This window comes from Palleronia pelagia, assembly GCF_900110115.1.
GTDB classification, from domain to species: Bacteria; Pseudomonadota; Alphaproteobacteria; order Rhodobacterales; family Rhodobacteraceae; genus Palleronia; species Palleronia pelagia.
In genome coordinates this window covers 223,895-235,700 of record NZ_FOCM01000005.1, presented here as the reverse complement: position 1 = coordinate 235,700, position 11,806 = coordinate 223,895, and the positions used below count along the sequence as shown (strand labels likewise).

Here is an 11,806-nt window from a genome sequence, read left to right as displayed (position 1 = left end):
TTCGCGCCCCGAGGTCAACCGCCGCCTTAGCGCCAGAAGGCCAGCCAACCGATCAGACCGGCCAGCTCGCGCGCCACGAAGAGCGTACCGGCGCCGTCGCCAAGGACCCGGTCCAGCACGAAAAGTGTGACGATCAGGCTGGCCAGCAGGATGGCGATGGTGTTGGTCATGGGCGTGGGTCCCGGCGGCGTGTTCGGCGCCAGAATGCACGGGGCGGGACCGGAGGACCAGAGATGTTGCAGCGCGTTCTGATGGCCGTGGGGCGGGTTCTGCTGGCGGTGCTGTTCGCGGCGGGGGCGGCGCAGAAGCTGGCGGCGCCCGAGTTGGTGCAGGACCTGCTGGCGGGGCGCGGCTGGCCCGTGTGGCTGGTCTGGCCCGCGGCCGCGTTCAACGCGGCGGGTGCGCTGGCACTGGTCGCGGGCTGGCGGCTGGCGCCGGTGGCGCTGTCGCTGGCAGTATATTGCATGGTGACTAGCCTGTTCCACTTCGTGCCCGGGGATGGCTGGCAGATGAGCATCTTCGTCAAGAACTGGGCCGTGGCGGGCGGGCTGCTGGTGTTGGCGGGCGCGGCCTGGGAGCCGCGCGAGTAGGGGTCCCGTCCCAGGCCATCCGGGATGATCGGGCCGAGATTATCTTGGGATAATCTCCTGCGAATTATCCTGGATAATTCGGGCGCGGGATGCGGCGCGGCTTGCTCAATGCGCCCGCGCCAGGGGGCGGTCCGTCCGCAGCGGGGCATGGCCCAGCAGTGTCGCGGCGCCCAGACGGTCGCTGCGGGGGGGCGCGGTCCGCGCCCGCTGCCGGTCCAGCCGCCACCCCGCGCCGTCTCCGTCGAAATCGGGGGTCATCTGCCAGCGCGTCTCGACCCCCGGCGCGCCGCCATCGGGCGTCATCAGCAGGCCCAGGGGCGCGGCGGCGCCGTCCTTGCTGCCGGTCTCGGCCGCCAGGTGCAGCCGGCGCACCGCCGTCAGGCCGGGCGGCCCCGGCAGGTCGGCGATCACCGTGGGGGCGGCGCCGCTGCGCAGGGATTCCTCCATCACCCACAGCAGGTCGCGGTCATGATCGGCCCGCACGTGCAGCAGCCGCGCGGGGTCGAGCCAGGGGGCGAAGCCGCAGGGATTGGGCTGCACCGTCACGTGGCCCGGCGCGATCCACAGCACCGGCCCCGTGGCCCGCGCCGCGATGGCCAGCGCCAGCATGCGCCGCGAGATCCCGCAAAGCTCGTGCACCCGGCCGGCCGCCAGCCGCAGATCGCCCGCGATCGCCAGCCCCGGCGCCGCGTCGGGGCGATGGGGGCCACGGGTCAGCAGGGTCGCGGGCAGGGCGGTCATGGCGGGGGCTCCGGTTTGTTCTCTTTATGTTCTATTCCGCGCGTGCCTCTTGTCAATCGCGGTGGGCCGGGTAGGTCTGTGCGAAACGCCGCAACGGGAAGGGACGGGACATGGATCGCACGACGCTGGGCCGCACGGGGATCGAGGTATCGGGCTGGTGCCTGGGCAGCATGACCTGGGGGCGGCAGACCGATGCGGCCGGCGGTCATGCCCAGATCGATCGCGCTCTCGACGCCGGAATCGACTTCATCGACACCGCCGAGATGTACCCGGTGAACCCCGTCCTGGCCGAAACCGTCGGCGACACCGAGACGATCATCGGCGACTGGATCGCCAAAACCGGCCGCCGCGACGATATCGTGCTGGCCACGAAATGCGCCGGGCCGTCGCAGATGGTGCGCAACGGCGCACCGATCACCGCCGAGACCCTGCGCGGCGCGCTGGAGGACTCGCTGAGGCGGCTGCGGACCGACTACGTCGATCTCTACCAGCTGCACTGGCCCAACCGCGGGTCCTTCCATTTCCGCCAGATCTGGGGATTCGACCCGACCGGGCAGGACACCGCCCAGATGCAGGATCACGTGGACGAGGTCATGGGCGCGCTGGCCGCGCTGGTGGCCGAGGGCAAGATCCGGTCCTTCGGCCTGTCGAACGACAGCACCTGGGGCACGATGAAATGGCTCGACGCCGCCGCGCGGCTGGACGGGCCGCGCGTGGCGACCATGCAGAACGAGTACTCGCTCATGTGCCGCCAGTACGACAGCGACCTGGCCGAAATGAGCCACCACGAGGACGTGACGCTGCTGGCCTTCTCGCCGCTGGCCGCGGGCCTGCTGACCGGCAAATACCAGGGCGGGCAGGTGCCCGAAGGCTCGCGCATGGCGTTGAACGGCGACCTCGGCGGGCGCAAGACCGACCGCGCTTTCGAGGCGGTCGCGGCCTACGAGGCATTGGCCGCCCGCCACGGCGTCGACCCGGTGCACATGGCCATGGCCTGGACCCGCGCGCGCCCTTGGAACACGATTCCGATCTTCGGGGCCACCGACATGGCGCAGCTCGACCATATCATCGCCGGGCAGGACGTGACGCTGTCGGATGAGCTGATGGACGAGATCGACGCCACCCACCGGGCCCATCCGATGCCCTACTGACTTGAAGCGGCGGCGCAAATCGGGCCATCTGCGCGCAGAACCGAAAGGCGCGCGATGCCCCATCTTCTGATCTACGGCGACAGCAACAGCTTCGGCACCCAGCCGCGCGAGGCCTGGGGCGAATTGCCCCGTCTGGGCGACGACGAACGATGGCCGGGCGTTCTGGCCGCTGCGCTGGGGCCGGACTGGAAAGTGACGCCCGAGGCGCTGCCCGGCCGCACGATCTGCAGCGACGATCCCACCGCCGGGCCGTGGCGCAACGGGTTGCGCGTGCTGCCCGCCGTTCTGGGCTCGCACCTTCCCGTCGACATCGTGGCGGTGATGCTGGGCACCAACGACCTGAAGGCCATGTTCGGCTTCACCGGGTTCGAGGTGTCCGAATGCGCCCGCCGCCTGCTGGCCGAGATCCCGCGCCACGTGCCGGGGGCGCGCCGGCTCTGGATCGCGCCGCCGGAGCCTTACGCGGCGGGGCTTTACGGTGAGCTCTATCGCGGCGCCGAAACCCGCGGGGCAAGCTTGCCCGAGCACCTTGCCCGCGTGGCGGCAGAGGAGGGTGTGGCCTTCTTCGACGCGGGCGGCGTCATCGCATGCGACCCTGCCGACGGCGTCCATTTCCGCGCGCCCGCCCACGCCGCGCTGGGCCGCGCGCTGGTCCCGGTGATCCGGGGGCTGGCATGAGATCGCTGGTTCTCGCCTTCGCGGCGCTGCTCGCCCTGTCGGGATGTCTCGAGTCTCTCGACCCTCGGGGTGGAGAGGTCGAAGCGCCGACGCTGACGGTGCGGCCTGCGCCGGAAGGCCTGGAATTGCCCGCAGCCGCGCCTCAGCCTGAGGAAACGGCTGTGGCGTCGAGTGACGCCGCGCCGCCGACTGAATCGCTCGCCGCGCCAAAGACCGTCCGTGTGCAGTCGCTGGATGACCCTTCGAACGGTGACACGGCGACGCCCCAGACACCGCCGGCACGCACCCCGTCGCCGGCCGAACGGGCCTGCACCGAAGATGGCGGACGCTGGGGCAGGGCCGGCGAGTCCGGTTTCATCTGCTACCGCACCCCGCGCGACGCCAACAAGAGCTGCACCCGCGAGAGCGATTGCCTGGGCGCCTGCCTCGCCCGGTCGCGGACCTGCGCGCCGATCACGCCGCTTTTGGGCTGCCACGAGATCCTCACCGACAGCGGCACAAGGGCCACCGAATGCAAAGACGTCTGATCGCCGCGCTGGCGCTGGTCCTCGCCGCCTGCTCGACCGAGGCGCCGCTGTTTCCCGCCGAGGTGTACCGCGACACCACTGTTTCCATGGGGTCGATCGCGTCGTTCAAGCCCGACCGCTACGCCGGGCGCTGGTACGAGATCGCGTCCTACCCGGTGCCGTTCCAGGACGGCTGCCGCCAGACGCAGGCGGTCTACACGCCCCGCAACGACAACGGCTTCAACGTGCGCAATTCCTGCCTCGACGCGGACGGTGACCTGCGCAGCATCGAGGGGACGGCCAGGCCCGCCGGTCCCGGACGGCTGGAAGTGCGGTTCGACAGCGTTCCGTTCCTGAGTGCGCCCTACTGGGTGCTGTGGGTCGACGAAGGCTATCGCACCGCTGTGGTTGGCGTGCCGTCGGGGCGCGCCGGCTGGATCCTGAACCGCGAGCCCACGATTCCGCCGGACCGGCTCGAGGCCGCGCGCCGGATCCTGTCGTTCAACGGCTATGACCTCTCGCGCCTGCGGATGACGCCCCAGGCCGCACCGTGAGCCCGCGCGCCGCTATTCTCGGCACCTGTCCGCGCGCGGCGGGCTGGGCGGCCCGGCTGCTGATCCTGGGATGGGACGTGGCGGTGCCCGAAGACTTGCACGGACCCGATTTCGACGCGGTGCTGGTACGCGCGCGGCTGGCCTTGCCCGGGCTCTACGACCGGGCCTTGCCGCCCGAGGGGCGACTGACGGGACTCGATGCCATGGACGCTGCCACCGATACGGTCGTGATCGTGGGCAGCTTTGATCCCGCGGCGCTGATATCGGTCGAGGGGTCGGGAGCGCCGCCGGTCCTGCACGACGCAAACGGAGCGCCACGGCGCCTGGGCACCGTCGGGATCGAAGCCCATGACCCCGTCTACATTTGGCCCTCGGTCACGATCGCGCCGACCGATGCGGCCGCGCGTGACCATGCCGCGACCGTGCTGACCGAACTGGGCATGGTCCCGGACGGCCCGCCGCCACAGCCCGGCGGCGATGCGGTGTTGGTCGGCATCCTCCGCGCGTTGCGCCACGCCGATTGCGGGCTGGGTGCTCATCTGAAGGCGGACGAGTTGCGCTGGCCCATACCCGCACCGGACTGGAGCCGCCCGGTCGAGACGGCGCGGCGGGCGGTGCCGCTCGACTGGACGGATTTCAACGGCCACATGACCGAGTCGCGCTACCTGCTGGCCTTTGCCGACGCGACCGAGCGGCTGATGGACGACCTGGGCTGCACGCCGGACTACATCGCGTCCGGCGGCTCCTTCTTCACCGCCGAGACTCATATCCGCCACCTGTCCGAGATCTTGGCGGGCGAGGTGTTCCACATAACCACCCACGCCCTGCAGAGCGCGGGGGCCAAGCTGCACCTGTTCCACCAGATGTGGCGCGGCGAGACATTGCTGGCCACGGGCGAGCATTTCCTCCTGCATGTGGACCTGGAAACCCGCCGGCCCGGCCCGCCGAAGGGCACGGTGGCCGAGCGCATGGCACTGCTGGGGGCCGGGCACGCGGCGCTTGCGGCGCCGGCGGGCGCGGGGCGCTTCGTCGGGCAACGCCCGTGACGCGTATCTGAGGTCAGAGGAATGGAGCCCTGGATCATCGCGACGCTGGTGGCCGCCGCGGCGCAGACCGCGCGCTTCGCGCTGCAACGGCACCTGAAGCGCACGGGCCTGTCGGTCGCCGGTGCCACCTTCTCGCGCTTCGTCTTCTCGGCGCCTCTGGTGGCGCTGGGCGTCGTGACCGGCGCATGGCTGGCCCGGGTGCCTCTACCGGTTCCGCCGCCCAACTTCTGGGCCTTCGCGCTGCCCGGCGGGATCGCGCAGATCCTGGCGACCGCCTGTGTCATCGCCATGTTCTCGCTTCGGAATTTCGCGGTCGGCATCGCCTTCAAGAAATCCGAGGCGGTCCTGACCGGCGTGGTGGGCATCGTCGTGCTGGGCGAGACCCTGAGCCTCGGCGCCTGGATCGCCATCGGCATCGGCGTGCTGGCCTTGCTGCTGCTCAGCCAGGAGGACGCGCGAGGCTGGTCGTGGGGCGCGCTTCTCAGCCGCGCCACCGCGCTGGGTCTCGGTTCCGGCTTGCTCTTCAGCTTCTCGGCCGTGCTTTATCGCGGTGCCACGCTGCAGATCCCCGAGCTTCCGGTCCTGCTGCGCGCGGGGCTGACACTGGCCTGCGTCACCGCGTGGCAGACCTGCGTGCTGGGTGCCTGGCTGGCCTTTCGCGAGCGGGGCGAGCTGACACGCGTGGCCCGGCACTGGCGGGTGGCGGCGCTGGTGGGCGTCACGTCGCTGGTGGGCTCCTACGGCTGGTTCACGGCCTTCGCGCTGCAATCGGCCGCGCTGGTCAAGGCGCTGGGCCAGGTCGAGGTCATCCTGAGCATCCTGGTCACCACGCTGGTGCTCGGCGAACGGATGCGCGCGCGCGAGGGATGGGCCATCGCCGGTCTGACGGCGTCGATCCTGCTGCTGATCTGGGTGGGCTAGTCGCGATGCGCGTCGGCGATGGCGATGTCTTCCATGTGCCCGTGGAAAAACGGCACCCTGGGCGGCGGCGAAAGGTCGGGTAGGCGTCCCGCGACCTCGGCCAGCGCGACCTGGGTGATGAAGGGAAGGTCCGCCTGCCGGGCGTGCGACAGCGGGATCCAGCGCAGGTGGCTCAGCTCGTCAGTGGCGTGGCTGAAATCGTCGGGATCGCCCGCCAGCCTGTCGGCATTCACGGTGAAGAACCGCGCGTCGAAGCGGCGCGGTCGGCCCGGTGGCGTGATGGCGCGGAAAACATAGGTCAGGCCCGCCGCGTCGGGCCGGTGCCCGGTGGCCGCGAAGCTCTGCCAGTCGGTGGGCGCGTCGGCCCACATACCCGGCTGCCCGAGGATTTGCCCAGTCTCCTCCCACAATTCACGTATGGCGGCGGCGACCAGCGTCTCGGGCCGTGGCAGATCAGTTCCGCTGAGACGCGCCCTGCAGCGGTCGTCCAGTTGCCCCCCGATGGCGATCCGCGCGTCGCCCTGATCGACCCTGCCTCCGGGAAAGACCACCTTGCCCGGCAGGAACACGGCCGATTTGCCGCGCTGGCCCATCAGGACGCTCGGGTTTTCTTCCGGGTCCCGCACCACGATCACCGTCGCCGCGTCGCGGATCGGGACCGATGTCGTCAAAACCCGTGCATCCGCCTGGCCCACTGGAAGCCCACGACCATGCCCTTGATCCGCGGCAACAGATACAGTGACAGCGCCACGCACCCCACGCAGAACACCGCCGCCAGCACGATCGGGTCGGGCCGGAAGCGCACGAAACCCCAATGCAGCAGCGGCGCCATCAGGTGGCCGACCACCAGGATCGTGACATAGGCCGGCGCATCATCCGCCCTGGCATAGCTCAGATTTTCGCCGCAGACCGAACACTGGCTGTTCAGCTTCAGATAGCCCTTCAGGATCGGGCCAGACCCGCAATTCGGGCACCGCCGTCGGAATCCGCGCAGCAGCGCAGGCTTGAGGCTGCGTTCGGTCTGTGGATTGGCGATGCTGTCGTCGAACATGTCGTACCTCGGGTTCCCCGCGTTGATGTAACCTGACGACGCGTTCAACGGTAGGGGCCGCGTGAATCTTGCGGCGCCATGTCACGCCCAATCGACGCCGGGCTATACCGCGCGGTTACGGTGAGAGCCGAGCGGCACGATCCGGCCGGATGCATCGCCGATGACAGGTTCAGAACTGTCGGCCAGCACCACGCGGTTCCGCCCCGCGGCCTTGGCCCGGTATAGCGCCGTGTCGGCGCGTTCCAAAAGAGCTTCCGGGGCGCCCAGACCGCAGGCAACACCCACGGACAGCGTGACCCGGCAGTGCGACCCGTCCGGCAGGCTCATGGGCGCGCCGCAGATGGCGGCGCGCAGCCGCTCGGCCGTGATCCGCGCTTCTTCCAGGTTACAATCTGGCAGGGCGACAAGGAATTCCTCGCCCCCGTACCGGGCCAGCAGGTCGCCTTCCCGGACATTCTCCTGCAAGCGCCGTGCGATCTGACGTAGCACCTGATCGCCCGCCGCATGGCCATGGGTGTCGTTCACGGCCTTGAACAGGTCCACGTCGAGGACGAGCTGTCCATAGCCACGATCCTCGGCATGGGGCTGCTTGGCGAGGTTCAACAGATAGCGCATCGCGTAGCGGCGGTTGAACAGCCCGGTCAGCGGGTCATGGGCGGCCATCATCAGGTTGGCATCCACGCTGTCGCGCAGCGCGTCGGTCTGCCGTTTGATCCGGATGTGGCGCAGCATCCGCAGGTTCAGTTCCTCGACCGACGCATCGGAGCGGATGACGCCGTTCACGCCCTGGTCGAGCGCGCGGGCGGCAAAGATGCGGTCGTCGGGCCCGTACTGCGCCACGATCGAGGCCCGTCGCGCCCCGCGTCGGGATCTGAGCTCGGCGATCAGCGTCAGGGTCGAGTCGCTGTCGACGGCGGGGCAGAGCAGGAAGACCTCGGGTCCGCGATCGGCCAGTTCCGACGCATTGATCGCGTCCGTGGCCGTCATCAACGTGACCTCATCGACGGTGCGCCGCCGCAGCGAGCGGGCCATGGCGGTTCTATGCTGGCTGTCGCCGCCGACGATGGCCAGTCGCGCCGGGCGGGTAAAGGCGCCGGGGTCCTCGGCGAAGCCAAATTGCGCCGCCGTGTCGATGCGGCGGCGCAGCTCGGCCCGGGTCTCGTGGCAGCGCAGCAACGCCCGAAGATGGGTCAGCAGCCAGCCCCGATCTACGGGGCGGGCAAGCACGTTGCTGGCGCCCGCTCCCAGGGCCGCAAGCCGCGCGGCGTCGGTCTTTTCGTCGATGATCGTCAGCACCGGCGGCGCGATCTCGTTCCCGAGGGCCGTGGCCGCGACGCAGAAATTGTCCACGGTCATGTCGGGAAGCCATCCGTTGACGATGAGCGCATCGGGTATTTCACCGCGCATGTGGCGAACGCCCTCCTGGCCGGTCGCCACGGCGCGCACTTCGTAGTGGGCGGCCACGAGAGCCGCCTTGAGGGCAATCCGGTGCGTTGCTGTCGGCTCAACGATCAGAATGCGGCGCGCCAAAGGGCCCTCCTTGCTAGACAAACCCGATCATCAAATCCATTTATCATTAGGAGAGGTTAACAAAGCCTTTCGACTTTTATGAGTCAGTGACGTGAAGCAAAACTCCGCCGATGCCGTAAATGCAGCACAGGTGCTTGCGCTCGATGCGCTGGCCTGGATCGCCGGCGAGGGCGAGTTGCTGGATGTCTTCACCGGGTCGACCGGGATCGGCCGCGATGCGCTGACCGAGGCCATCGAGGACCCCGAGATGCTGGGCGCGGTGCTTGATTTCCTGATGATGGACGACGCGTGGATCGTGGCGTTCTGCGACGCGCGCGGGCAGCCCTACGACGCGCCGGCCCGCGCCCGCGCGGCGCTGCCCGGGGGCGCGCAGGTCCACTGGACCTGACCGGACTGGCGGGTGCGGCGAAACACCCTACCGGGCCGCCTCTGCGAACACAGCCTTAACGATTTGGCGCTACACCCGGCCCGGGGGACTGGGGACGTATGTGCACGGGTTGATTGTCAGATCGGTTCAGAGCTTCGTGACCGATGTCTACGGGGCGGCGCAGTGGCAGCGCGTGGCGGCGCGTGCCGATCTGCCCACCTCGGATGTCGAGGCCATGATGCGATATGCCGACGACGTGTTCGCGCGGACGGTCTCGGCCGCGGCCAAGATTTTGGACAAGCCCGTGGACGGCCTGCTCGAGGATCTGGGGACATACCTCGTCTCGCATCGGTCCATGGGACGGATCCGGCGCCTATTGCGGTTCGGGGGCGCGGATTTCGTCGAATTCATCGAGTCGCTGGATGACCTTGTGGGCCGCGCGCACCTGGCGATGCCGGACCTCGGACTGCCCGCGATCCAGGTCAGGGCGGTGGGACCGGGGCTCTATATCGTTTCCTGCGCCTGGGCCGCGATGGACCTGACGGCGCTGCTCACCGGCGCGCTTCGGGCCATGGCCGACGATTACGGCGCACTGGCCATGGTCGATGCCGCGCCCGCCTCAAAGGGCGCGGGCGTGCGGGTCACGCTTCTGTCCAGCGCCTTCACCCCGGGGCGTTCTTTCGAATTGCGGCGGGCAAGACCATGACGGAGCAGGCCGCGATCCTGGCCGAGCGCGCAGCCTTCGACGCGCTTCTGCCGATGCACGCACGGCTGGCCGAGGACGGGACAATCCTGCATGTGGGTCCCGGTCTCGCGCGGCTTTCGGGCGCGCGGCCTCTGCTCGGGCATCGCGTCACGCGTGTGTTTCGGGTCACGCGGCCCGATGGCGTGACCTCCATGGCCGATATGATGACACTGCAGGGACGGGCCATGCGGTTGCAGTTCGCCCAGGGCCGTCCGGTACGGCTGAAGGGAATGCTGGTGACATTCGATCGGCTTCGCGGCAGCATGCTGAGCCTGTCGCTCGCCCTGTCGGATCTGCCCGACCTGGGCGGTGCACCCCTGACGGCGCGGGACTTCGCGCCGACCGACCCTACCGTGGACATGCTGTACCTGATCGAGGCCAACGCCGCCGCCCAGGCCGAGTCGCGGCGCCTGATCGCCCGTCTCGACGGTGCCAAGTCGACAGCGGAGCGGCAGGCCTTCACCGATACGCTGACCGGCCTTGGCAACCGTCGTGCGTTGGACCGCGTGCTGGCGCGCTTGCTGGGTGAGGGGCCCGGGTTCAGCGTGATCCAGCTGGATCTCGACCGCTTCAAGCAGGTCAATGATCATTACGGCCATGCGGCGGGGGATGCGGTGCTGTGCCACGTGGCCCACGGACTGCGCAGTGCCGTGCGCGCGGTCGATACCGTGGTGCGGGTCGGCGGCGACGAATTCGTCGTGGTCGCGTCGGGGCTGACGGATCCCGACGCTGTGTCCCAGATGGGCGAGCGCATCCTGTCGGAAATAGCCCGGCCGCTGCCGGACAGCGACCGAGATCGGGTCGTCTCCGCAAGTCTCGGCTGCGCCATTTCGTGCCGATATGCCCGGCCCGATGCGGCGCGGTTGCTGGCGGCCGCAGATGCGGCCGCTTACGCGGCGAAACGGGCGGGCGGGGGCCGCTTCCGCCTGCATCCCGGCGACGGACGCGGCGCCTGCCCAGATCGCCGGGAGCGCGCGCGGCGTGGGCGCGACGACGCCGCCTGAGCCCGCCGCGCGCAGGGCCGTATGCTTACGACGCGCCGTCGATCTGCGCCGCCATGATCGCGATGGCCTGCTGGTACACCGTCGCCGCGTTCCATTCCTGGATCACCCGGAAATTCGGCTGACCCTGCTGGTAGCCTTGCCCGGGGCGCCAGCCCTTCTGCCGCAGGAAATTCGCGGTCGAGGCCAGGGCGTCCGTGATGTTCGTGAGGTCCACGCGCCCGTCACCGTTGGCGTCCACCCCGTAGCGCAGGGCATTACCGGGCAGGAACTGCGTGTGTCCCAGCTCGCCGTGCTTGGCGCCGCGGGTGTTGGCCGAGATCGCGCCGCGGTCCACCAGCCTGAGCGCGGCCAGCGCGTGCGGCGTGAAAAAATCCGAGCGGCGGCAGTCATAGGCCAGGGTCGAGATCGAGGCGACCACGTTGCTGTCGCCCATGAAGCGACCGAACCCGGTCTCCATCCCGTGGATCGCGATGATCACGCCGGCCGGCACGCCGTATTGACGCTCCAGCGCGCCGTAGAACCCGGGGTTCTGGGCCAGACGCTGGCGGCCCTGGCGCACGATGGTCGACGCACCGCGGACTTCCATGAACCGGTCCAGTGAGTAGCGGAAGCTTTTCTGGTTGCGGTCGGCATTGATGGTCGACTGCGCGTACGACGTCGATGCCAGCGCCTGAAGCCCGCGTTGCCCGATACCGGCGGCGGAGGCCTCCTGCGCGAATTGCTGTTTCCAGGCGCCGTAGCCGCCCGCGCTGTTGCCGCATTGCGCGGCCAGTGCGGGCACGGCGCCCGCGGCCAGGACGGCGCAGGCCGCCGCGATCCGTTTGAATGACTGCATCGGAAATCTCCCTGATCTGTTCAGTCAGGCTAGGGCCTTGCAAGCGCCCCGCCAAGGGTTTGTGGGTGAACGCGGATGCGCTAGTTG

At 69.5% G+C, this 11,806-nt stretch carries 16 protein-coding genes; 10 read left to right on the top strand and 6 right to left on the bottom strand.

The window, feature by feature from the left end; translation table 11 throughout:
• Positions 1-26: 26 nt before the first annotated feature.
• Positions 27-170, bottom strand: coding sequence for a glyceraldehyde-3-phosphate dehydrogenase (locus BMX96_RS12645; RefSeq protein WP_073129676.1), 144 nt, complete (start codon positions 168-170; stop codon positions 27-29).
• A gap of 63 nt (positions 171-233) precedes the next feature.
• On the opposite strand from BMX96_RS12645, the gene BMX96_RS12640 reads away from it, so the two are divergent.
• Positions 234-590 (top strand): DoxX family membrane protein, encoded by a 357-nt coding sequence (locus tag BMX96_RS12640; protein WP_091845824.1) that lies wholly within the window; start codon positions 234-236, stop codon positions 588-590.
• 105 nt (positions 591-695) lie between these two features.
• Here BMX96_RS12640 and BMX96_RS12635 read toward each other — a convergent pair whose 3' ends face one another.
• Positions 696-1,331 (bottom strand): ImuA family protein, encoded by a 636-nt coding sequence (locus BMX96_RS12635; RefSeq protein ID WP_175481735.1) that lies wholly within the window; start codon positions 1,329-1,331, stop codon positions 696-698.
• A gap of 110 nt (positions 1,332-1,441) precedes the next feature.
• Here BMX96_RS12635 and BMX96_RS12630 point away from each other — a divergent pair, with 110 nt between their 5' ends.
• From BMX96_RS12630 to BMX96_RS12605, 6 genes are read left to right on the top strand one after another with little or no spacing between them, the layout of a single operon-like run.
• On the top strand, positions 1,442-2,482 hold the full coding sequence (locus tag BMX96_RS12630; RefSeq protein ID WP_091845823.1) for an aldo/keto reductase: 1,041 nt from the start codon (positions 1,442-1,444) through the stop codon (positions 2,480-2,482).
• A gap of 54 nt (positions 2,483-2,536) precedes the next feature.
• Entirely contained in the window at positions 2,537-3,160 is a 624-nt protein-coding gene (locus tag BMX96_RS12625) for a GDSL-type esterase/lipase family protein (protein ID WP_091845822.1), read from the top strand.
• Positions 3,157-3,687, top strand: coding sequence for a hypothetical protein (locus BMX96_RS19345; protein WP_139210090.1), 531 nt, complete (start codon positions 3,157-3,159; stop codon positions 3,685-3,687). The genes BMX96_RS12625 and BMX96_RS19345 overlap by 4 nt, the downstream gene beginning before the upstream one ends.
• Positions 3,672-4,220 (top strand): lipocalin family protein, encoded by a 549-nt coding sequence (locus tag BMX96_RS12615; protein WP_091845820.1) that lies wholly within the window; start codon positions 3,672-3,674, stop codon positions 4,218-4,220. Before BMX96_RS19345 ends, BMX96_RS12615 begins: the two co-directional genes overlap by 16 nt.
• Positions 4,217-5,266 (top strand): thioesterase family protein, encoded by a 1,050-nt coding sequence (locus tag BMX96_RS12610; protein WP_139210088.1) that lies wholly within the window; start codon positions 4,217-4,219, stop codon positions 5,264-5,266. The genes BMX96_RS12615 and BMX96_RS12610 overlap by 4 nt, the downstream gene beginning before the upstream one ends.
• A 21-nt stretch (positions 5,267-5,287) precedes the next feature.
• Positions 5,288-6,187 (top strand): DMT family transporter, encoded by a 900-nt coding sequence (locus BMX96_RS12605; protein WP_091845819.1) that lies wholly within the window; start codon positions 5,288-5,290, stop codon positions 6,185-6,187.
• Here the strand turns inward: BMX96_RS12605 and BMX96_RS12600 are convergent.
• From BMX96_RS12600 to BMX96_RS12590, 3 genes are all read right to left on the bottom strand, one after another.
• A complete protein-coding gene (locus BMX96_RS12600) occupies positions 6,184-6,858 on the bottom strand; it encodes an NUDIX hydrolase (RefSeq protein ID WP_091845818.1) in 675 nt (224 codons plus the stop codon). The genes BMX96_RS12605 and BMX96_RS12600 overlap by 4 nt on opposite strands.
• Entirely contained in the window at positions 6,855-7,238 is a 384-nt protein-coding gene (locus BMX96_RS12595; RefSeq protein WP_091845817.1) for a DUF983 domain-containing protein, read from the bottom strand. The genes BMX96_RS12600 and BMX96_RS12595 overlap by 4 nt, the downstream gene beginning before the upstream one ends.
• Before the next feature lie 102 nt (positions 7,239-7,340).
• A complete protein-coding gene (locus BMX96_RS12590; RefSeq protein ID WP_175481734.1) occupies positions 7,341-8,768 on the bottom strand; it encodes a diguanylate cyclase in 1,428 nt (475 codons plus the stop codon).
• A 91-nt stretch (positions 8,769-8,859) separates the two neighbouring features.
• Here BMX96_RS12590 and BMX96_RS12585 point away from each other — a divergent pair, with 91 nt between their 5' ends.
• From BMX96_RS12585 to BMX96_RS12575, 3 genes are all read left to right on the top strand, one after another.
• Positions 8,860-9,156 carry a DUF3572 domain-containing protein gene (locus tag BMX96_RS12585; protein WP_091845815.1) on the top strand — a complete coding sequence of 99 codons (297 nt, stop codon included), beginning with the start codon at positions 8,860-8,862 and terminating at the stop codon, positions 9,154-9,156.
• 100 nt (positions 9,157-9,256) lie between these two features.
• Positions 9,257-9,841: a heme NO-binding domain-containing protein gene (locus BMX96_RS12580; RefSeq protein ID WP_269085884.1), complete on the top strand. Its 585-nt coding sequence runs from the start codon at positions 9,257-9,259 to the stop codon at positions 9,839-9,841.
• Positions 9,838-10,884, top strand: a complete 1,047-nt coding sequence (locus BMX96_RS12575; protein ID WP_091845813.1) for a GGDEF domain-containing protein — start codon at positions 9,838-9,840, stop codon at positions 10,882-10,884. Before BMX96_RS12580 ends, BMX96_RS12575 begins: the two co-directional genes overlap by 4 nt.
• Positions 10,885-10,909: 25 nt before the next feature.
• On the opposite strand, the gene BMX96_RS12570 is transcribed toward BMX96_RS12575, so the two are convergent.
• Positions 10,910-11,719 carry a lytic murein transglycosylase gene (locus BMX96_RS12570; RefSeq protein WP_091845812.1) on the bottom strand — a complete coding sequence of 270 codons (810 nt, stop codon included), beginning with the start codon at positions 11,717-11,719 and terminating at the stop codon, positions 10,910-10,912.
• Positions 11,720-11,806: the final 87 nt, after the last annotated feature.